Source organism: Butyrivibrio fibrisolvens (assembly GCF_037113525.1).
GTDB classification, from domain to species: Bacteria; Bacillota; Clostridia; order Lachnospirales; family Lachnospiraceae; genus Butyrivibrio; species Butyrivibrio fibrisolvens.
This window is the reverse complement of the sequence record NZ_CP146963.1, coordinates 685,993-709,133: the sequence shown is the minus strand read 5'-3', so window position 1 is coordinate 709,133 and position 23,141 is coordinate 685,993. Positions and strand designations below refer to the sequence as shown.

Below are 23,141 nucleotides of genomic sequence, written 5' to 3'. Positions count from 1 at the left end.
CACTTTATACAAGTAGAGCACCTTAAATGTCGCTTAAAAGGAGCATATACATGCATCAATATGCGTTCTTTTTGCCATGAAAAAACGTTCCAAAAAGAATTTTCATATCAAAGCCGACTGACCAGTTTTCTATGTAATAGATATCGTAATCAATTCGTTTACGTATCGATGTATCTCCTCTGTAGCCATTAACCTGAGCCCAGCCTGTGATTCCCGGACGAACCTGATGTTTGACCATATACCTTGGGATTTCTTCTCTGAATTTCTCAACAAACTGAGGTCTTTCAGGCCTTGGTCCAACAAGTGACATCGAGCCAAAGAGAACGTTGAAAAACTGTGGTGTTTCATCAATGTTATGACTTCTTAAAAATCTGCCTATCTTCGTTACTCTTGGATCGTTTTTGGTCGTCCATCCTTTTGCCTCTTCCTTCTTGGTCTGGACTTCCATTGTACGGAATTTGTACATCATAAAGTTCTTACCGCCAAGACCGACTCTTTCCTGTTTAAAGATGATAGGTCCTTTTGATGTGAGCTTGATTCCAATAACTGCAAACAGCATGATGGGTGAAAATAGTATTATTGCAACCAGCGCTCCTATAATATCTATGATTCTTTTTACAATTCTGTTTCCTGTATCTGTAAGAGGAACATATCTTATGTTGATGACAGGAAGTCCCTCGAGGTCCTCTGTATATGGATTACTTGGGAAAAGAGATGTGTAGTCAGGTATGAACTTGGTATGTACTCCTGACTTTTCACAGCAGGATACAAGTTCTTCAAGCAGGTCATAATAATCCAGCGAAAGAGTGATCGCAATCTCATCATAAGAATTTGCACTTATAAGTTCGCTTAGCTGGTCAATCTCACCTATGACCTTAACGCCATGATAGGCTGTTCCTACAGGGATCCTGTTATCAAGTACGCCGTTAACCACATATCCCCACTGAGGATTTTCTTCTATTCTGCTAATGTAGGCTTCTGCAGATCTTGAGTATCCTACGAGAAGAACGTGCTTTAAGTTATATCCCTTTTTGCGCATGAAGCGGAGGATCTTACGCAGAGACACTCTGGAAAGGGACATTATGATTATATTAACTACAAAAAATACTGCGATAAGTTTTCTGGAGAAGTGCTCCTGATGGATAATGTAGAGACCTGCTACAAATCCAAGAGCGCCAAGAATATTGGCTTCAATGATATTACGGATCTCACTTCCAACCTTGCCTGCTCTTCGCGGTGTATAGAGGTTGGTCATGTTATAAAGAACAAGATATGCCGGGATCAGTATATAGAGTACACTAAAATACACTTCTCTTGGAAGCGCTACTTCGAGCTCATAGCTATCGACAAATATGGAATAGAATCTGATATAGTATGACAGTATATATGCAAGCGCAACTGTCACTGCATCTAAAAGGACCTGAATCCTGTTTAGCTGCTTCTGATTGTTCTTTATCATAATACTCCGTCCCCAAAAATGTTCTTAAACATTTTTATCTGGATCATTTAACAAATCTTTTTATTGTATTGATCCATAATTCTATCTGAAGGGTAAGATAATTCTTCAGATTGTCAGTTTTAAATCTGACTTTTTTATCCCGGTTTTTTATTATTTTACCAAATCCCTGGGATAACCCTTCAAAATAAGCCTTCCCGAGGCCTTTCTTTGCAAAAAACGCCGCCTTTATGATAATGCCTAAAATAATAAGCGGAAGATTTAGTATTACCATGAGTGCAGGAAAGTTTTTATAGATAAGATAAATATTATTACCTGCTGTAAGCTTTTGCTTAAACTCATTGTACCTTGATCCGGATGTGGCACTTCCTGCGTGAAGTACAACTGCTTCTGGCTCGAGGAGATTTACATATCCAAATACTTTGGCTCTAATTCCAACATCAACATCTTCAAGATAGCAAAAATGCGCGACGTCAAATCCGCCGATCTTATCGAAAACACTCTTCCTATATATTGCAGCTCCTGCACAGGAAGATGTTATCGCTTTTCTTTTTGAAAAGCCTTCTGCGGGCTTATCCTTGCCATCAGTAAACGCCCAGCCGATGGCGCTGTAATAGTCTCCGCTATCATCAACTATGTTCGGGTTATTTAAAGATACCATAAGTGCCTGTACAGAAAAAGCCTTTTTCTTATGATTCATTGCATTTTCAAGTTTTTCTATACAGTCTTTGCGACATACAGTGTCGTTGTTCAAAAGAAAAACATACTCCGATCCAGCAAGCTCTATTCCTTTATTGACCGCATTTGAAAATCCTGTATTTGAATCAAGACACAGGACTGTACTATGTATCTTGGCTCCATTACTGCAGGTCAATTCGCCATCATAATTATCTTTAAGAAACTTTATACTTCCGTCTGTAGAAGCGTTATCTACGATAATTATATCCGAAGGCAGTGTCTGTATAAGAAGTGAATCTATGCAGTTTTTTATATATTTCATCCCGTTATAATTTGGGATGATAACTGTAGTCTTTGACATATCAGCCTCATTATTCTACTGCAGAGAAATTCACAGCTTCTCATACAGGATATGATCTTAACTCTTCGTTTCACTCATCTGCGGATCCCATATTATACGGTATCCAAGATGTCTTACTGCTTTACAGAATCTTATGCTTTCATTTCTGATCTTATCTTCATCCCAGTTATCCGGAATTACTATGTGCTTTCCATGCACTTTGAGGATCGTTTCATCCTCGGGATCAGCATCTACATTCCTTTGTTTTAGGATTTCTTTATTGCTGTGGTAGTTAAGCCCTGTGATCTCTTTAAGAAGAGGGCGAAGCTTTTTCCTTATTCTCATGCACCTAAGATCAACTGCCATAGCATCCTGTTGACAGGCTGCCACATGCTGAAAGCCTCCGCTAAAGCCTTTATGAAGTCCATAGTAAAGAGGTGTTCCGTCTTCTTTATAGATACCTCCAACTATAGTACCTTTCTTATCTGTCACTTTTCCGCCAACAACGCCAATGTCTTTTCTTGTGCGGAAGATTCCATCAGGGTACTCTACTCTGTAAAAGCCTACATGCATAAGCTCACTTACGCGAACATTAAAGCCGCTTGCCTGCATGATATTTTCAACAGCAGATCTGCCTGCTTCATAGGCATATTTCTTACTTGCAGGATTAGCTGCAGTTGAATCTTCATGGCATCTCCAGTGATACAGAACTCTTCCGATATGCCTTATATTTTTTTCCTCATTCCTAAAAGAAAAAGCGATGCAGGTTCTAAGTATAATGTCAAAATCCTGAGCTCCGTCATATTCTTTTCTAAAAAGACTGGCTTTAAGGATACTTGTCTTAATAGCTGTAAAATGGCAGATATAGTTGTTGGAAAGAAGATAGTCCAGGTTATAATCAGGCTTTATATTAGGCTCATAAAACCTTGTCATGCCTGCATCACACTTATCTTCATCTGAATAGATAAGCCCTATGGCACACTTTGACGGCTTTTCGATCGCAGTCCTGTCCATATCTGCAAGGATTTCTTTGGCAAAATAGTATAAAGCATCAGGAGTTATGACATCATCATGATCAAGAAGACAGCAATAGTCACCTCTGGCAGCCTTAACCGCTTCATTGGTATTAGCAGATATCCCTTCGTTACTATCAAGATGAATATATCTTATCCTGGAATCTTCAAGATTCCGTTTATCTATAAGCTTTTCCAGGCTGTTATCTTCGGAAGCATCAGCCAGGATCAGTTCCCATTTAGAATAGGTCTGCGTTTTTACAGACTCTATCATTTGTATAAAAAAGTCAGGATTAGTATTATAGCACGGGACTAGGATACTAAAAAGAGGAGCCTTCTCAGATCTTGTAACCTTATCCATTTCGGTTTTTTGTTTTGATAGTTCTTCTCCGGATACCGGTACATAGGTATATTCTTTCTTCCTATCTTCAAGTCTTTCTCTTACGGCATAGTATGCAGCAAGAGCGCCGTTTCTTTTGGCATATGCAATTGTCTTTTTAATAGAACCTAACATAAGACCTCTTCTTAGCTCATATTTTTTCAAACTTTCTCACATTTCAGTATACCACACAAGCGCGGCTCCTCGGTCATCTTTCATCAAATTGTGAGCCATGCAAAAAAACAACCCGGAAGCTTACGCTCCCAGGCTGAAATACTCTTTATAAATACATCTATAAATTTACTGTCCGATTACTTCCTTAACAGCAGCTGTAAGCTTATCCTCAAGCTCCTTAGCATCTTCAAGGCTTGTTCCCTTTACGCCCATGTAGAACTTGATCTTAGGCTCTGTTCCTGAAGGACGTGCACAGCACCATGAATCATTATCAAGTGCAAAATACAGAACGTTAGATGAAGGAAGTCCTGTCTTACCCTTTGTTCCTGTTGCAAGGTCAAGAGTCTCACCAGTCTTATAATCACGGAACTCTTCTACTGTCCAGTCACCGAACTTCTTAGGAGGATTGCTTCTGAGCTTATCCATAAGAGCTGCAATTTCTTTTGCTCCTTCGATACCCTTCATAGTGATAGAGTACTGACCTTCTCTGTAGTAGCCATATTCGTTATAGATATCAACCATTGCATCCCATGCTGTCTTACCCTCATTCTTATAGAATGCAGCAAGTTCGCAGAGCATCATTACAGCAACGATAGCATCCTTATCACGTGCATGTGTTCCTGCAAGGCATCCGTAAGATTCTTCAAGACCGAATACATAGTTGTACTCGTTGTTCTTTTCTTCGAACCACTTGATCTGCTCACCGATATACTTAAAGCCTGTTAATACTTCGATATAGTGAAGACCGTACTTACTTGCGATCTGCTTAGCCATGTTGGTTGTAACGATTGTTGTTACGAATGCAGGACGCTCAGGCATAAGTCCAAGCTTTGTACGCTCGCGAAGGATATATTCACCTATGAGCATACCAGACATGTTACCTGTAAACTGCATGTATTCACCAGTCTTAGTATCCTTAGCATAGATTCCAAGTCTGTCTGCATCAGGGTCAGTTGCAAGAACGATATCTGCATCCTTTTCCTTTGCAAGTTCAAGAGCAAGCTTGAATGCCTTAGGATCTTCAGGGTTAGGATAATCAAGTGTTGTAAAGTCAGGATCAGGAAGTTCCTGCTCCGGAACGATAAATACCTTGTTAAATCCGAGCTCTTTAAGAATTCTCTGAACAGGCTTATTACCTGTACCGTGGAATGGTGTATAAACGATAGTAAGCTTATCAGCCATAGCCTTGATAGCTTCAGGGTGAAGGATCTGCTTCTTGAGCTCTACCATATAAGCATCATCCATTTCCTGGCCGATTGTCTCATAAAGACCTGCAGCCTTAGCTTCATCAGCAGGCATAGTCTTAACTTCATGATAGTCTGTGATAGCCTTAACAGCATCCATGATTCCTGTATCGTGAGGAGGAGTTACCTGTGCACCATCTTCCCAATAAGCCTTATAACCATTGTATTCCGGCGGGTTGTGGCTGGCTGTAACCATAACACCTGCTATGCAGCCAAGCTTTCTAAGTGCAAATGAAAGTTCAGGTGTAGGACGAAGTTCATCAAATACATATGCCTTGATTCCATTAGCTGCAAGGCATCTTGCTGTCTCATCAGCAAATTCAGGAGAGAATCGGCGGCAGTCATAAGAAATAGCAACGCCTTTTTTCTTGCCTTCTTCTCCGGCAGTTTTCAGGATATAGTTTGCAAGACCCTGTGTAGCCTTACGAACTGTGTAGATATTCATACGATTAGTACCGGCTCCGATAACACCTCTAAGACCACCTGTACCAAACTCAAGTTCCTTGTAAAAACGATCTTCTACCTCTTCCTCGTTGTTACGAATAGAAAGAAGTTCCTGCTTGGTTGTGTCATCAAAATATGAATCATTCAACCAGTACTCGAACTGCTTTAAAGCTTCGCTCATGTTTTTTCCTCCTCATATCCTATGTAATCTCTTATTCTAACGCACTTTTTATTATATAATCCTGAATCAAAAATTCAAGAAAACAAGACCTTTTAAATATTAATTACAAAAGCATGGATCTACTTCCAGTTTAATAATCCATTGAACAAGTATACATTTTTGAATCATAGATTCAAAAATGCAGCAATAGAGCCAATTGAGTTCGACTTCGTCGAAGGCTCTATTGCCAACCGATTCATCGAATCACGAAACACGCAGTAAATGCGCGTTTCTGTAATTTACATTTAAGAAGTCATACATTTTTGAATCATAGATTCAAAAATGCAGCAATAGAGCCAATTGAGTTCGACTTCGTCGAAGGCTCTATTGCCAACCGATTCATCGAATCACGAAACACGCAGTAAATGCGCGTTTCTGTAATTTACATTTAAGAAGTCATACATTAAAATCTTTGATATAGTCGAAACAAACCTGTTCTATCAGTGGTCTCCAAGTACTGTATCTCCCTGACCGTCTACATTGACTGAAAAGTCGCTTCGATCCAGTGTGAAGTTTTTGTTGTAGTAAGGATCTCCTTTTTCAAGGACCTCTTTCCACTTAGTCCTGAACTGTTCAGACTCCTTGTTGTAGCGTTCAAGCTTTTCTCCTGAGTCATCAAGACCTCTTGAAGCGGATTCAAAATGATAAGCCTCTGCAAAAGGAGTAAATACATTAAGATAGCCTTTTTGTCTGAGCTTTAAGCAAAAATCAACATCATTAAGCGATATGGCAAAAGATGTATCGAGACCACCAACTTCATCGTACTTAACTTTAGATACCATAAGGCATGCACCTGTAACTGCACTCATATCCTGAGCATAGCAAAGGCGTCCCATATATCCAAGGTTTGTTCCTTCCATTCCGTAATGAGAATGGCCTGCTGTTCTGTGTGCTCCAAGTCCAAGGATAACTCCGGCATGCTGGATCTTTCTATCAGGGAAATAGAGCTTGGCTCCAACAGCTCCAACATCAGCTCTCTGAGCGTACATAAGAAGCTCTTCCATCCAGTTAACTGTAATTATCTGGATATCATTGTTAAGAAGAACAATGTAGTCGCCATCGCTATGAGCCACTCCAAAGTTCACAACTTCTGAATAATTGAACTTCTCGTGCTTTCCAAAGTCCACGACCTTGACAAAAGATACCCATGGCTCTTTTTCCAGCTCTTTGTAATAGTCTCTTATTTCCTGAGTCTTAGAATTATTCTCTACAACGATTATCTCATAGTTATCCCATGTAGACTTTTCTTTGATAGATGTAATGCATCTTCTAAGATCATCTACATGATCACAGTTAGGAATAACAATTGATATCTTAGGTCTACCCTCGATCTCATAGGAGATCTTGAAGATAGTCTCAAAAGCCTTAGTACTTGTTATCTTGAAATGCTTGTAGCCGTGCCTTCTAAGGTGATCAGCAACAGCTCCTCTGGCTGCCTCTATGGCATAGGTCTTAGCTTCGATTCCTGATGCAACAGAACCTGCATGTGATCTCCAATAATAGAGGATCCTTGGAATATGAACAATGTTCCTTGCTTCATCTGTAAGGCGGAGGATCATGTCATGATCCTGGCTTCCGTCGAATTCCTTACGGAAAAGCTCGGTTCCATCAAGAAGAGTTCTCTTAAATACGCTAAAGTGACAGATATAGTTATTAGCTCTAAGTGTATCTACTGCATAATCAGGTTTAAAATGCATAGTTTCCATATGGTCTATGCTGTTTCCATGGAAAGTTGTCTCATCGCAGTAGATATAGTCGGCGCCCTGCTCATTTATAGCTTTGACATATACATACAAAGCTTCAGGATGAAGAATATCATCATGATCAAAAAGACCTATGTACTCTCCGTCAGCCATCTTAAGGCATTCATTGGTATTACCTGAAATACCGTCATTGACTTTAAGCTTCTGGTAAGCAATACGTCCCTTGCCATCCTTGGCCTGATACTCTTTGATGATCTCTCCAACGTAAGCATGATCATCGTCAGATCCATCTGCAAGGCAGAGCTGCCAGTTCTGGTAAGTCTGATCCATAACAGACTCTATCATATCCCTAAGGAACTTCTCCGGCGTATTATATACAGGAGTAAGAATACTTACTTTGACCATATTTGGAAAAACAGTCTGTGACTGCTCAAGTCTTTTAGCTTCATCAGGGAAACTTGCTGTACCAAAATGGCTCATTGCCTTTCGTTCACGCTTTTTATATCCGATCTTTGCAATGATTCCTCTGATAGACCCAAGGTTTTTAACCCTGGTATTCTGGCGCTTAACGTAATGATAGAACTTTCTGAAAGGACTTGATAATGCCCAAAGCTTACTACCCTTGATCTTATCAAGTTTTCTTAAGGCTTCATCTCTTTCTTCTTCGAGCTTTGCTATTCTTTCAGAAAGATCTGCTGTTTTTAAACGCTCGCTTTCATATGCACTTTTATAATCAAACTGTTTGTCTTCCAATTACTGTGCCTCTTTATTCTTCTTTATTCGTCTTCTTTAATTCTCTTACTATTCTTCACTGTTTTATTATTTTAAAAACTGTCACCAGCGCACATCAAAAAAAGGTACACCTGTTTAGTTTTCTTTCCTCTTAAACTTCCATGGTCTTAGTGCCCCAGTTCATGACTCTTGTTCTTGAAGTCATATCCTTAAAGAGCATTCCTGCCTGGTAGGTTCCGGATGGAAGAATTCCATCCTCTATTCTTATTCTGTAGCCTGTTATCTCAACGCCCGTCTGGTCCTTGAGATTCTTCTCTACATCCTCTCTAAGCATATCATGTACTTTAAAAGAATACACGCCTGATTCTACAGGAGTAAGGTCATCTGAACTGTTAACACGTCTCAAAAGAAGGGTTCTTCCAAAAAGAGCATTATCAGAGCCTATTACAAAGCTGTAGCCTTTTATAAAATATCCTGTGTTATTAACAGGTTCTTCTTTTCTGCCCTTATAGTACATCTTGTTCCATTTGCTTAAGGAGCCGATGTAATCCGTTCTAAACCAGACGCATTCATTGTTCCAGCTTTCAGGATAACCACTGCTTACAAAAACAGCATTACTACTTTCTATTTCATCAGGGTGAAGGAGCGTTGGATCTGCCATATCATAATCCTGAGCAACGTCATCATTGACCAGGGCCTTGTGATAGAAGGGGTCTCTTGCATACATATGCATATGACGCTGCATAAGTGTATCATTCTCTTTCATGAGGCGGTCAGTCTTCTTGGCATCAGCATTGTCATCGCCCCTGCTTAGAGATTCATGATGAACAAGATTAAAATAATTACAGCAGACGTTATAATATCCCTCTTCTAAGAGCCTGTAGTTAAGGTCAACATCATTAAATGCTACCGCAAGACCTTCATAATATCCGCCAATGGCATCGAACTTATCTTTAGAGATCATAAGACACGCCGCAGTAACGCCGCACATGTCATGCGCTCCCCTATTAGCTCCAAAATACCATTTCTTTGTATCAGAAAGGCGCTGGAGCTTGTGCATAGGTCCTATATGAATAGCTGTAAGACCTGCATGTTGGATAAGACTTCCATCCGGATTAAGTTCAGAATCGGAAGGATACAAAAGTTTACATCCAACTGCACCTACATGCGGAAGCCCTGCATAATATGAAAGCTCTCTAAGCCAGTCTCCGCCTACGATCTCTATATCATCATTAAGGAAAAGAACTAAGTCTCCTGTCGAATTCCTTGCTCCAAGATTGCACATATAAGAGAAATTAAAGTCTCTTGGCTCATATATATAGCGAATATCTGTAAGCTCGCCTGCCTTACTTCCCTTTTCTCTTATTTCTTCTGCAAGACTTTCGTATTCCTTTTTATTGTCTTCGCTACTTCCGTTATCAACAACATTTATCTCATAGCTAACGTTCTTAGATCCGCTTCCAAACTTCACAAGTGATTCAAGACACTGTCTCAGGACTTCAGGATGGTCTTTCGAAGGGATAACGATCGATATTTTTACTGGCGATTCTATACAATGTTCTTCACAATGGAAAGGTCTTCCAAGGAAAAGATCTGCTCCAGCTTCTCTATGGAAAAGAACCTGCTCCAAGTGATATACAGGGAAGTTCATCCCATCTCTTTTTTCAAAGCCGCCTTCAATTAAAGCCATGTGACCAAATAATCTGTCACAGGGAACCATACTCTCATGATCAAGCGAAGGCTTATTTTCCCAAGGCATCTGAAGGGGAGTATTAATATTTTCCAATGCCTTTTTTACAAGGCAAGCCTTAGCTGCAAATATACTGCCAATATAAAACGCGTTAAGATATGAATCCGGTGACCAGTCAGGCTTAAAATAAGGATTCTTTGGGGCGCCGTTATCGCCCACTTCATCCTCGTCAGCATAAAGAAGTTTTATATCAGCATTTTCTTTAAATGCATTTGCGATATGCTCTTTGGCATATTTAAACAGTCTTCCTTCTTTGCGGCAAAAGATGATAATGTCATCATCCAAGGCTTTATCCACCGCCTTATGAAATGCAGATCTGTTACCTGATCCTTTAGACACTATTTCATCATAAAATACAGTTGTTATTTTCTGATCACCGCTAAATTCAGGCTTTTCGTTCTCAACCTCTTCAATATAATCGTCATAATGAAAGGTCATTTTGCGAACGGCAAGCTCGTGTTTACGCTTTGCGTTTGCGGTCAGGTACGAACGTACCATCTTTTTTAAGCCCATTTTTCAATAAACCTTTCAGCTTTCCAAGTCCTTTACCTTCTTTTTCATCCTCATCGGATCCTGCATACTGATATGAAACCAGATCCTGAGCCTGTTTCTTATGAATAGTAGACATGGACAGTCTTATATTCATTCTGTTAACAGCTCTCTTTTTAAGGTTCTCAGAAGTAAAATCAAATTCGATCCATGGATCATCAGAATCAAATACAATACTCTCATCAGAAAGCCATGCACCATTTGGATGTATCTGAAGAGCATCATTATCATCACGGATCTTCTCATCATTCCACTTAACATTTGTAAGTGACACAATACAAGGATGAGATACCGGATCAAGACGAAGCTTTACAACATTATCATCAAGCTCAAGCTCAATAGCTGCTTTACCATTCTTGTCATACTCAGTATCAAGCTCTTCTGAATTCTCTTCAGAAAATCCCTGGCCATAGTCATAATAAAGCTTAATAGCTTCCGGATTAAATTCAGGCACTTCCGGAGGCGGAAGGAGTTCCTGAGGAACAGTAGCTTTCTGACCGATCTTCTTCCAGATCTCTACCATGGACATACGATTTCCTGTTACATATTTCTGGAAACCGGCTTCCTCTTCGAGAAGGTCATTGGCCTCTTCTTCAGTAAGACCAAGTTCCTTATAGAACTTATCTACGCCTATCTTTCTACGCTTTTCATCTTCTTCAAGATAACAGTACAAAGCTCTAAAGGCAATTTCCTTAGTAGGGATCCTCTTTCCATAAGTCCATTCATAGTCAATAACAGTCCAGATAGGTCCGTTAACCAAGATATTATTGAATATGAGGTCATAATCGGATACTTCCATTTCCTCGTTATAGGAAATCCTGCGAAGATATTCTTTAAAGAGCTTTTCAAAGCCGTCAAGGTCATCACCTGCAAGGCATTTATCCATGAGAGATGAAAGCGGTTCGCCATTAACAAAGGAAAATGTTGCAACGCCGCTCTTCTCATCTATCTGGCAGTCATTGATCTCAAGATCTCCGCCTCTGTAACGCTCTTTTAATGCTTCATAGGCATCTCTGATGCTGCTTATATGGTCTACAGATTCAGCGCATAGAGGAGCCTTGCTGATAACTCTTCTGCCAGCCCTGTCTATGCAGATATCTGTACGGATCTTGAATTCAGAAGCTCTGTCATTTGAATACTTTGAAAAAACAGTTGGAAATTCATTACCAATAATAACTTCGAAAGAGTTTGCAAAATCCTGATACATTCCGTCTTTTACAAGCCCGTCAAAGGCATATTTCTCGTTAAAAAGAATCATGCGTGAATTGTCAAAATTACGCACGTTATCATTAAGTTCACCAAGTCCCGGAAGGTAATAATCCGAGTGCATCATGGTCATGAACTTATAATCAGGGTACGGATAATAGAAATGGTAATTATTTATACCGCATCTTTTGAATATCTGAATGAGGCCGTTTCTTGTAAAGGTTTTGGCAACGCTGTCAGAATTATAGCCTTCAATTCCTGAAAAATATGTTCCAAGATGATCTTCCCTGCATCCTGCAAGATACTTAAGTCCCATACGGTTCTCAATTGCAATAACAATACGGCCACCTGCATGGAGATGCTTTTTGAGCATCTTAAGGAAGTTATCGTAAGGGTATTCTCCGCCTATATAACCTTGGCCATATTCAAAAACACCTATAAGGAAAATATAGTCAAAATCATTTGGAAGATCCGGTTCAATATCCTTAAAATTACCAACATGAATAGTTACATTATCACAGTTCTTATTTCTGTAAGCATTGATCTCACTTCTTTTCTTGGAAAGATCAACGCAGGTAACGGATCCGGCCTTTTCAGAAAGCTTTCCTGTTATGGCACCGCATCCTGATCCCACTTCAAGGACCTTTTCTGATCCTGACATGGGAATCCACTCTATAATATTGCTGCGCTGCTCTGACAGATGATACAGAACAGGCCAGCTGCCTTTTTCTTCTATGATTCTTGGGAATTCAGAGGGATCGTTATTCTGAACAATATCAAGAAGTTCATCTTCAATCTGTCCATCGCAGTAAAGATCCATCCCCTTATAGCGGTCGAACTTAAGTGTTACATTTCCGATTTTGACATCTTGCGCCATACCCATTCCTCCCAATTGTTCTTTACTCAACGCTTACCTTTGAATTCATGTCATAATATCCGACTGTATTCTTGTCTGAGATAACAGTAAGATTGAGTGCATCATAAAGTCTATGATATACAGTGAAATTTTCCTGTTCATATCCTGTTACACCAAAAGAAATCAGGTACTCACCACCCTGAAGATCGATCTTCTGCGTGAATGTGATATTCTTTCGGTCCCCCTTTTTCACAGGTGACAGAAAAGCTTTCTCAAACATTGTATTGGTACCGGTTATTTCTATTCCAAGGATATTCTTAAGTGTAAATGCAAAAATAGGTGCAGGACAATCCTTTGTAAATTCTACTGACATATGGATCGAGCACTCTTCGCCCTTCTGAACTGAAGATACTCTGTTACCATTTTTATCAGTAATAAAATAATCTTTGATCTGTGCTGCTCCATCACCATACTCAAGGACATTAGGATTTTTTCCCACCATGTCATTTTGAGAAGGCTCAGGCTTTGCGGAATTCTTGCCCTTTTTATGTCTGTCTTCCATTGGTGTGCCAACTTTGGAATCTGCTTCATCAGCATCTTCTCCGGCACGCTTTCTGATATCTTCGTCTTCAAGAAGGTTAAGTGCCTGCTCCTTATTTTCTGTTGGAGTGTACTGGCCTACAAGAACCTGCTTGTAGATATCGATCATCTCTTTGGGAGTTCCTTCACCAAGCTTTACTCCCTGGTTTATAAGAACTGCTCTGTCGCAGTATTTACTAATGCTGGACAGATCATGAGATACGAAAAGGATAGTCTTACCCTGCTTCTTGAACTCTTCAAACTTGTGATAGCACTTAGCCTGGAAGAAAACGTCTCCAACAGAAAGTGCCTCGTCAACAATAAGTATCTCAGGATCAATATTTATATTAAGAGCAAATGCAAGACGGACAAACATACCGCTTGAATAGGTCTTAACGGGCTGATATACATACTCTCCGATATCTGCAAAATCCAATATGGCATTCATTCGGCTTTTGATCTCTTCTCTTGAAAAGCCGATCATCATACCATTCAGATATATATTATCTATTCCGTTATATTCCATGTTAAAACCCGCGCCCAGCTCAAGAAGGGCTGAAATACGGCCATTAACATTAACTGTTCCGTTAGTAGGTGTAAGGACACCTGTAATGATCTTAAGAAGAGTGGACTTGCCTGATCCATTGGTTCCAATGATTCCGACAGTTTCACCCCTGTGTACAGTAAGATCTATGTTATTAAGCGCAAGCTTTTCATGGTATTTCTTTTGTTTTGTAAGTCCAAGCGCCTCTTTGAGCCGGTCGGAGTTCTTATCATAAAGCTTATAGAGCTTTGTGATATTCTTGACCTCTATCGCGACCTCTCTTTGTTCTGACATACTAATCTCCATTCAAGTATTTCGTAATAACCAGGCAGTATGACTCCTGAATAATCTCACATTACAATACATCTGCAAAGTGAATCTTTGAGCGTTTAAACACAAGTGAACCTATACAGAATATTCCAACAACAACGATCCAGAAATAGGTTGATGAATAGAAATGCTCAAAGAACCATCTCTCTTCATAGATACAGCTTCTATAACCATTAACAATATAAGTCATAGGATTAAGCTTTATGATCCACTGCATACGCCAGTCAGGGACTACCGAATCAAGGTTCCATAATATAGGAGTAGCCCACTGTCCGATCTGAAGACAGATATTTATTATCTGCATAAGGTCACGGAAAAATACCTGTATCGCACTTGTTGCAAAGGAGATAGCAAGCATAAGCATAAACTCGCAGAACATGTAATAAAAAATCTGCAGAGTATATAAGCTTGGAGTAAATCCGGCTATCCAGCCTGCTCCTACAAGCAAGAGACAGAAAAACAAATGTGTAAATGTAGCTGCTATTATCTTTATGAGTGGAAGAATACTGATCTTGAATACGACTTTTTTTACAAGATATGTATATTCAAGTAGTGATGTAGTTCCGTTGGATAAGCCTTCCGTAAAATAGAACCACGGAACAAGACCTGCCATAAGAAATACTACGTACGGCACATCGAGACCTCGACCTGCTATTTCAGTTTTCATTCCAAATATCTTCTCGAATACAAACCAGTACATAAGCACGGTAACAACCGGCTGTGTAAAGGCCCATACTGCGCCAAGATATGATCCTGCATATCTTTTTTTGAAGTCATTAACAGACATCTGCCATATAAGCTGTCTGTTATTCCATAGTTCCAGAGGAACTACCATAACCCTGTCGTAATAAACCGAAAAAACCGCGCAACTGAGCGCTATCAGCGTACAGGCGCAGATTTTTTTCAGCCTCTCAGTCTCCTGATCAGCTCCAGGATTATAATGAAGTACGATAATAAGTGCCAAAGCTACTGCACATGCCAGGAAAATAGTGATTCCTGCCCATTTAGGCAGTTTACCTATTCCCGGCAGACGGCGCTGCCCCAGCGTTGTCTTTTCTTTGTTGTTCAAGCTAAGATCCTCAAATAAGTTTATTTTTAAAGATTTCTCTCTTTTTTGTACTGTGCAATTCCACCCCACTTAGGGTCTTTTTCTGAGAAAATAAGTTCAGCACCTTCCCATAAAGGCCACTCTATGCCTATTTCAGGATCGTTCCATAAAAGACCGCCCTCATCATTGGGATGCCAGAAATCTGAACATTTATAACAAAACTCTGCGTAGTCAGAAAGAACTAAAAAACCATGAGCAAAATTTTTAGGAATGAAGAACTGTTTCTTGTTCTCTTCAGAAAGGACTACGCCAAACCACTTTCCAAAAGTTTTGGAACCTTCACGCAGATCTACTGCAACGTCAAAAACTTCACCTTTAATTACTCTTACGAGCTTATCCTGTGGGAAATTCTTCTGAAAATGAAGTCCTCTAAGAACACCTTTTTTACTGGCAGACTGATTATCCTGAACGAATTCAACGTCTATTCCTGCTTCAAAAAACTCACGCTTATTGTAAGTCTCCATGAAGTAGCCTCTGTTATCACCATGAACTGTAGGGGTGATGATCTTAAGCCCTTCTATATCTCCGCAATTTTCAACACTAATCTGTCCCATGTAAATGTTCCCCTTACTACAAATAAAAAATCAATTATTTTCAAGAGTCCCGGCTCTCATGGATGAAGCCGAAGAATCAAGCCCTGCATCATTGGTTGTGCTGGGAGTAGTTCCGTCAGGACTTACAGGTGTTGGAGCGACATTATCTCCCGAAGCTCCCGCCTGTCCTGGCGGCGTGGATGTTTCTGATAAGGATGAGCCATTCTCTGAACTTTCTTCAGTAGAAACACCTGTTCTTGTTCCGTTGATCTCTATTATATCAACGCTTTCTTTTGTAACTCGTACTACTATTCCATTTGAAGGAACATGATAGCCTTCTTTTTCATTGAGGCTAACAACATACGAGCCTATCTCAAGATCTTCTATGAGAATCTGACCGTTTCTGTCTTCATCAATATAGACATTCTCGTCTTCTTCATTGTCCATATTGGTGATAGTGACTGCGAATTTCTCTCCTGTTTCAAGTCCTCCGCGTCCGTTTTTGATGCTTATCTGTATCTGACCTTCTCCGGGCTTTATTTCCATTGTAAGCGCCGTAACATCAGTAGAATATATACTGGCCAGATAGTCAGGTTCATCAAAGAAGTCTTGTTGTGCCATAAATCCATGCAAGTTGTTTCCTATCTGACCATTTTGGGCCGCAGAAAGTTCTGCCACAGATCCATTACTGGAATCTGAAGCGGAACCATTCAGGAAACTATTGATCTTATCAGCATTTGACGCATATATAATGATAAGTATAAGTGCGATAAGTGCTACAAAGACCGCCATTGCAAGCTTCATGACTTTAGAGTCCATTAGCTACCTCGATGAGATATTTACCATAATTGGTTTTCATCAGCGGCTCAGCAAGATTTAAAAGCTGCTGCTTATCAATAAAGCCTCTCTTGTAAGCTATTTCTTCTATACAGGAGATATAAAGTCCCTGTCTCTTCTGGAATGTTGCAACAAAGTCTGCTGCATCAAGGAGTGCATCATGATTACCTGTATCAAGCCATGCAAAACCTCTTCCAAGAGTTTCAACATAGAGATTACCACGACTAAGGTACTCGTTATTGATACTTGTGATCTCAATCTCGCCTCTGGCACTTGGCTTTACATTCTTAGCGATCTCTACTACATCGTTGTCATAGAAGTAAAGACCAGGAACTGCATAATTTGACTTTGGATTTTCAGGCTTTTCTTCGATTGAAATAGCCTTACCGTTTTCATCAAATTCTACAACGCCATATTCTCTTGGATCTCTTACATAGTATCCAAAGATCGTTGCTCCTGAACCAGGAGTATTATGTCTTTCAAATACGTTACGCAGTACCTTTGAAAAGCTCTGACCATAGAAGATATTGTCTCCAAGTACCAGTGCTGCTGAATCATTACCGATAAAGTCAGCGCCGATGATAAATGCATCAGCAAGACCTCTTGGCTGCTCCTGAACTGCATAGTTCATATTGAGACCAAGCTGTGATCCATCGCCAAAGAGTTCCTTAAATGCGGGAAGATCTCTTGGTGTAGAAATGATAAGTATATCTCTGATGCCTGCAAGCATAAGAGTTGATAACGGATAATAGATCATTGGCTTGTCATAAACAGGCATGATCTGCTTTGATACAGCCTTAGTTAAAGGATAAAGACGTGTGCCGGAACCTCCGGCAAGAATAATACCTTTCATTTTCGGTCCTCTCTATTTACAATGATCAGTCAGCAAGCTTCTTGCTGTACATGCCATCATAATATTTCTCATAATCACCTGAAGTGATGTGCTCCATCCACTCCTGATGCTCGAAGTACCACTTGATTGTCTTGCGGATACCTTCTTTGAACATTGTCTCAGGCTCCCAGCCAATCTCAGCCTTGATCTTATCAGGTGCGATAGCATATCTTCTGTCATGACCCTTACGATCTTCAACATATGTGATGAGATCATATGTAAGGTGAGCCTTTCTTGGATCATCCTCTGCAAGCTCTTCTTTTAAGATATCGATGATAGTCTTAACGATCTCGATGTTCTGCTTCTCATTGTGTCCACCGATGTTGTATGTCTCGAAAAGACGGCCCTGTTCCTGAACCATATCGATAGCCTTAGCATGATCTTCAACATAAAGCCAGTCACGAACATTCTTACCATCGCCATAAACAGGAAGTTTCTTTCCTTCAAGCGCATTGTGAATGATAAGTGGAATAAGCTTTTCAGGGAACTGGTAAGGTCCGTAGTTGTTAGAGCAGTTTGTGATATTAGCCGGGAAATGATATGTATCCATATAAGCTTTTACCAGCATATCAGAACTTGCCTTTGATGCTGAATATGGGCTATGAGGAGCATAAGGAGTTGTCTCATAGAAATATCCGCCATCTTCAGGAAGTGAACCATATACTTCGTCTGTTGATACGTGAAGGAACTTCTTTCCTTCCTTGAAAGTTCCATCTTCGTTCTCCCATGCCTTCTTGGCAGCATTAAGCATTGTAGCTGTACCAAGAACGTTAGTCTCAACGAAGATCTCAGGATTTACGATCGAACGGTCAACGTGACTTTCTGCTGCAAAATGTACAACACGGTCGATATCGTTCTCTTCAAAGATCTTAGTAATAGCTTCTCTATCGCAGATGTTAGCCTTTACGAATGTGTAGTTATCGTTGGATTCAAGGTCGCTTAAGTTCTCAAGGTTTCCTGCATATGTAAGTGCATCAACGTTAATGATACGGATAGTATCACCATACTTCTTGAACATATAGTGAATATAGTTTGATCCTATGAATCCGGCTCCGCCTGTTACAAGATAAGTTCTCATTTTAATTAGTTCCTTTCGATTTAGCATCTTTTATTTTAGTTTTATGGGGTCCTAGTAGAATTGCCCCTTATGTCCTTAAAATCCCATATAAGAGATATTCATATCGACTCTTCCTGATATACCGGAAATAGAGCCCTTTGAAGAATACTGCCACATATCATAACGAGTCCTTGAATATGTGGGAGCTGCTGCATACTGAGCAAGCCATATCTTATAGCCTGTAAGAGATGGCGCATCTATATAGCTATTCAGCCAGGTTTTATTTGCATATATACCTGCTGTATATCCTGCACCCTTTATTGTAGCACAAAATGCCTTACAAACGGCAGTCCTAGTTGAAACACTGATTCCGTCTGCTCTTCCGTGAGCTGCTTCTACGTCAAGAAAAACAGGGCAACTTATCTTATATCCCTTAATAAGAGATATTACCATCGAAGCTTCCTCGACAGCTTCTACATCGGATACAGCCTGGGTAAAGAAATATACTCCAACCTTAAGTCCGGCTGCTGTTGCTCCCTGAATATTAGTCCTGAATTTCGGATCTTCAATAAGAGCTCCGGTGGATGATCCTCTATAACCGCATCTGATTATAACATAAGATACTCCAGAATTCTTTACCTGTGACCAATCTATACTACCATTCCATTTCGAAACGTCAATACCCAATACTCCGGCCCCAGTAGATAAGCGGCCATCAGCTCCAAATGAATACTTGGCTCCCTGGATTACCTGATCACCTGTTACATAATTTCCGTTCTTATCATAATAATAGGTATATCCATCGATTGTCTGCCAGCCAGTGTAGCTGTAGAGCTTTCCTTCCTTTTGGATAAAGAATTTTGTAGCCTTATCATAATCAGCTACAGTAGCTTTTCTAAAGCTTCCATTTTCTGATACATATACTACATTTCCGTTCTTATCCTTAAGTTCGCCTGCTCCGTCCTTGACTGTCACTTCACAAGTTGCAGTCACTGAAGCATCTGATTTACTTGTTGCAGTGATCTTTACTAATCCGGCTTTCTTACCTGTAACCTTACCACCATCTACTGTAGCAATGCTTTCATCTGAAGACTTCCAGATAACTGTAGTATCTGTGATTCCTGTAACCTTGGCTGTAAGTGTAAGAACAGATCCTCCTGCAATAATAGTTGCTTTGGTAGAACTAAGTTCGATCTTACCATCGCCCTTTGTTACTGTAACGGTACAGGTTTTCTTGGTTCCATCTTTAAATGTCGCTGTGACAGTCGCCGTTCCCGCTGCTACTGCTGTTACAGTTCCATCAGCCGCAACCTTTGCTATCTTTTCATCTGAGCTCGCCCATGTAACAGTCTTATCTTCAAGGCTTGTTTCTGTAGTAAGCTTTTCAGTAGCACCTGTTTTTAATGAAAGTGTCTCTTTTGATATAGAATATGTATATTCTTTTTTCTCTACTGTTATCTGAGCTGTTAATGACTTTTCACCATTATTAAAATTAGCTGTGATTGTCGCTGTACCAGCACTTACACCGGTTACTGTACCGTTTGAAACTGTTGCAACTGCTGTATTTGAGCTCGTCCAAGCCACAGATATTCCGTCATGACTTGTCTTTGCAGTAAGGGTAGCCGTATCTCCAACCTTTATAGTAGCTGATGTAGGCGTAAGTTCATAAGTATAGGTCTTAGGCTGCTCTGTGGTTCCTCCTGTATTTGAGCCGTTACCACCCGAGTTGTCATTATTTGAACCGCCTTGTCCGGAGGTGTTATCACCGGATGCATTGTTATTCTGTGTGCTTGCATTTCCGCTTCCACTATTTGTAGAAGCTGTTGTTGAAGCTGCCGGGCTTGATGTACTTGCTTCTGAAGGAGAATTGTTATCACCTGATTCTGAATCCGTACCTGTTATGAGCTGAAGTCCATCATCAGTAATTCCCTTTGCAGAATATGGATTAACGATCGTATCTTTTTTTATCTCTTCATATGAGTATTCTCCACTTGACCCAATCTCTGTCTTAGTAGATTCAACCCATTCAACTGTATCTGTATTCTCAGATTCAACTACTGTTTCTTCAACGACAGTATCTTCTGCCGCAACATTAACCTGTGACTCATCCTTGACTTCGTCACTTACATCAACAGGCTTATATTCAATAGTTTCCTTAACTTCTATAGTCTGACTTGTTGTGTTAAAAACATAATCCGAGTACTGATCACCTGAAAGCTCTATGATCGTTACTGTATATTTACCGGCAGGAATATCATAGTGATAGATTATTCCGTCCTTGTCGTCATCTTTCCAGGTAGTTGTAGTTCCGTCAGGCTTTTTGATCGATACTTCAAAAGGAACTCCTGAAATAAGTCTTGCAGTCTCACTGTTCAAAAACTTGATCTTAAGATCCTGCTTAATGGAAGCCATTGAAAGATTGACTTTAACGCCTTTTTCTTCTTCCTCAGAAGTTGCCGCTGTTGCTGCCTCAGATACTGCTTCTGCTGCAGCAAGTCTTGCTGCCTGAGCATCTGCAACGGCTACAAGTCCCGAACTTCCGGGAACTTCCATCTCATTTATCTCACATCCAATGTTACTAAAAGATGATAACTCGTCAGCTTTTGCTTTTGTACGAATGATAAGGCTTCCAAGCGCAACGCTTGTAATGACCACTATAAGTCCGATAACAAGTGATATCTTTTCTAGTGTGCTTGAATTCTTTAAGAAAAGAATTACATTATTATTCTTTTTCTTTCTGCGCCTTGCATTTCTTCTTTGCGTCGGAATAGGCCTTGTACTACGCCCATTTCGTCTGCTCGAACTGCGATGAGACGAATTATTTCCTCTACCAGAGCGCTGCCTTCCAGACGCTTCACTCGTTCTTGCAGAAGATGCCTTTCTTACGCCTTCCTTTTCAGCCTCTTCTCTAAGGTCACTGGCTAAATCTTCATAATCTCCACCATATACAGCCCCATGCTCTGCCTGGCTTCCTACAAAAGATTCTTCTTCAGGTATATCAAGGCCATCTCCATAATATCCTTGTTCACCTGATTCCCAGTTTGAAAGAGGATCTTCTTCCTGAGCTTCTAAATACTCTTCATATTCATCAGCCTCATATTCTTCATAAGGATCCTGCTCGTAATCCTCTTCATATTCGTCACTATAATCTTCGTTACTAGCCTGATCATCCTCTTCAAACTCGTTATCAAAGTCTCTTGAATCATCAGCAATCTCATCATCAAGAAAATCAATAGGAAAATCCGTATTTGAAGCCTTTTCATTTTCTAATGCTACAGCTGCCTTGATAAGGACTGTATCATCAATATTCTGATATGATCCTGATGTTTCTTCTGTGGTATTACATATTTCATTTTCAAGATCGCTGTCGCCATCAGGCAACGTACCATTATACTCCTCAGATTCCGTAAACGCTCCATCTTCGAAGCTTTCTAAATCACCTGTAACAGGCTCATAGTCCTGGTCTTCATAGCCCTGATCTTCGTAGTTCTGATCGTCGTAACCCTGATCTTCATAGGTACGTTCTACATCGCTACGACCTTCATAATTTTCATCCGAAGTATCAGTAACCATGCGACGGTCATTGCGACTACCTCGATTCCTGAATTGTTGTTTTCTATAATTCGGTATACTCTTGGTTCCAAAAATGCTATGATGCTTCTTCATAAGTTAACTCCTTCGCTGCCTTGCACTAAACACTCACTCTTTCCGGTCTCTTCCCCCGGAAAGTCCTAAACCTCTAACACCTAAAATTCAATCATTCTATTTTGCTTATCATCTCATATAAAATACTAAGATTCCCGAAAGCAGGATCACCATACCAAGTATTTTCCTTGCAGTTATCTTTTCACCAAAGAAAAATCTTGAAAGGAACATTACGATAACATACCCGATCGGCTCAAGTATTACAACCTGCATATATTCAAGTCCCGAATAGCATACAACGGATATGAGCATCGAAATTCCAAGCATTCCGTAGCCGCATATTACAAGGACATTTAAATACTGTCTGATAAAAGAGGAATACTCTTTTCCTGAACTCTTTTTTAATAAAACCTGTGAAAATGATGCAATTATCTGTCCGACAACTGCAAGAAGAAGGTAAAAGCTCATCTTTCTTCCTCCTTCTTGTCTTCTTTTTTTACTTCACCAGAAACAGTAGGATCGGTATTAAGTATGATAGTTCCTGCCATTACCATAATAACGCCTATTATTTTATAAACAGTTACGTCTTCATGGAAAAGAACTATACTCCACATAAGTGACCACAAAAGGGTCATTGCCTTATTAGCATAGGCAATTGAAAGCTGGAACTTACCAATAAGCTGCTGCCACAATATTGCATATACTCCAAGTACAACAACTTCAAAGAACAAAAGACCTATGGTCTTTACAGACATAACTCCGTTTTCGTTAAGCGAATTACCTACAAAGCCGCCTATTACTGTATTTATACTGTATATACCAACTGCGAGCTGCAGCAAAAGTATATCTTTTAACGCTACTTTCTTTTTCAA

The 23,141-nt window shown here is 40.0% G+C and carries 16 protein-coding genes; all 16 read right to left on the bottom strand.

Annotated elements, in window-relative coordinates:
• Window positions 1–55: 55 nt before the first annotated feature.
• Window positions 56–1,459 carry an undecaprenyl-phosphate glucose phosphotransferase gene (locus WAA20_RS02785; RefSeq protein ID WP_073390461.1) on the bottom strand — a complete coding sequence of 468 codons (1,404 nt, stop codon included), beginning with the start codon at window positions 1,457–1,459 and terminating at the stop codon, window positions 56–58.
• Between the two features lie 43 nt (window positions 1,460–1,502).
• Complete coding sequence (locus WAA20_RS02780) at window positions 1,503–2,495, bottom strand: glycosyltransferase family 2 protein (protein WP_073390459.1); 993 nt, start codon at window positions 2,493–2,495, stop codon at window positions 1,503–1,505.
• Window positions 2,496–2,552: 57 nt separating this feature from the next.
• Window positions 2,553–4,001: a glycosyltransferase gene (locus WAA20_RS02775; protein ID WP_073390458.1), complete on the bottom strand. Its 1,449-nt coding sequence runs from the start codon at window positions 3,999–4,001 to the stop codon at window positions 2,553–2,555.
• 165 nt (window positions 4,002–4,166) lie between these two features.
• Window positions 4,167–5,909 carry a phospho-sugar mutase gene (locus WAA20_RS02770; protein WP_073390456.1) on the bottom strand — a complete coding sequence of 581 codons (1,743 nt, stop codon included), beginning with the start codon at window positions 5,907–5,909 and terminating at the stop codon, window positions 4,167–4,169.
• A gap of 479 nt (window positions 5,910–6,388) precedes the next feature.
• Window positions 6,389–8,404 (bottom strand): glycosyltransferase, encoded by a 2,016-nt coding sequence (locus tag WAA20_RS02765; protein ID WP_073388582.1) that lies wholly within the window; start codon window positions 8,402–8,404, stop codon window positions 6,389–6,391.
• Between the two features lie 130 nt (window positions 8,405–8,534).
• Window positions 8,535–10,646 carry a glycosyltransferase gene (locus tag WAA20_RS02760; protein WP_073388583.1) on the bottom strand — a complete coding sequence of 704 codons (2,112 nt, stop codon included), beginning with the start codon at window positions 10,644–10,646 and terminating at the stop codon, window positions 8,535–8,537.
• Entirely contained in the window at window positions 10,594–12,765 is a 2,172-nt protein-coding gene (locus WAA20_RS02755; protein ID WP_073388585.1) for a class I SAM-dependent methyltransferase, read from the bottom strand. The genes WAA20_RS02760 and WAA20_RS02755 overlap by 53 nt, the downstream gene beginning before the upstream one ends.
• Window positions 12,766–12,787: 22 nt before the next feature.
• Window positions 12,788–14,161: an ABC transporter ATP-binding protein gene (locus WAA20_RS02750; protein ID WP_073388587.1), complete on the bottom strand. Its 1,374-nt coding sequence runs from the start codon at window positions 14,159–14,161 to the stop codon at window positions 12,788–12,790.
• Window positions 14,162–14,222: 61 nt separating this feature from the next.
• Complete coding sequence (locus WAA20_RS02745; protein WP_242951191.1) at window positions 14,223–15,266, bottom strand: ABC transporter permease; 1,044 nt, start codon at window positions 15,264–15,266, stop codon at window positions 14,223–14,225.
• 26 nt (window positions 15,267–15,292) lie between these two features.
• The gene (gene rfbC / locus WAA20_RS02740) at window positions 15,293–15,859 is read right to left on the bottom strand and encodes a dTDP-4-dehydrorhamnose 3,5-epimerase (protein WP_073388588.1); all 567 of its coding nucleotides are present in this window, start codon (window positions 15,857–15,859) and stop codon (window positions 15,293–15,295) included.
• 30 nt (window positions 15,860–15,889) lie between these two features.
• Window positions 15,890–16,657, bottom strand: a complete 768-nt coding sequence (locus WAA20_RS02735; RefSeq protein ID WP_073388590.1) for a hypothetical protein — start codon at window positions 16,655–16,657, stop codon at window positions 15,890–15,892.
• Window positions 16,647–17,528, bottom strand: coding sequence for a glucose-1-phosphate thymidylyltransferase RfbA (rfbA, locus tag WAA20_RS02730; RefSeq protein ID WP_073388592.1), 882 nt, complete (start codon window positions 17,526–17,528; stop codon window positions 16,647–16,649). The genes WAA20_RS02735 and rfbA overlap by 11 nt, the downstream gene beginning before the upstream one ends.
• A gap of 25 nt (window positions 17,529–17,553) precedes the next feature.
• A complete protein-coding gene (gene rfbB, locus WAA20_RS02725; protein WP_073388593.1) occupies window positions 17,554–18,645 on the bottom strand; it encodes a dTDP-glucose 4,6-dehydratase in 1,092 nt (363 codons plus the stop codon).
• Window positions 18,646–18,720: 75 nt separating this feature from the next.
• Window positions 18,721–22,290, bottom strand: coding sequence for a GH25 family lysozyme (locus WAA20_RS02720; protein WP_081373878.1), 3,570 nt, complete (start codon window positions 22,288–22,290; stop codon window positions 18,721–18,723).
• Between the two features lie 108 nt (window positions 22,291–22,398).
• Entirely contained in the window at window positions 22,399–22,737 is a 339-nt protein-coding gene (locus tag WAA20_RS02715; RefSeq protein WP_073388597.1) for a multidrug ABC transporter, read from the bottom strand.
• Window positions 22,734–23,141, bottom strand: a complete 408-nt coding sequence (locus WAA20_RS02710) for a hypothetical protein (protein ID WP_073388598.1) — start codon at window positions 23,139–23,141, stop codon at window positions 22,734–22,736. Before WAA20_RS02710 ends, WAA20_RS02715 begins: the two co-directional genes overlap by 4 nt.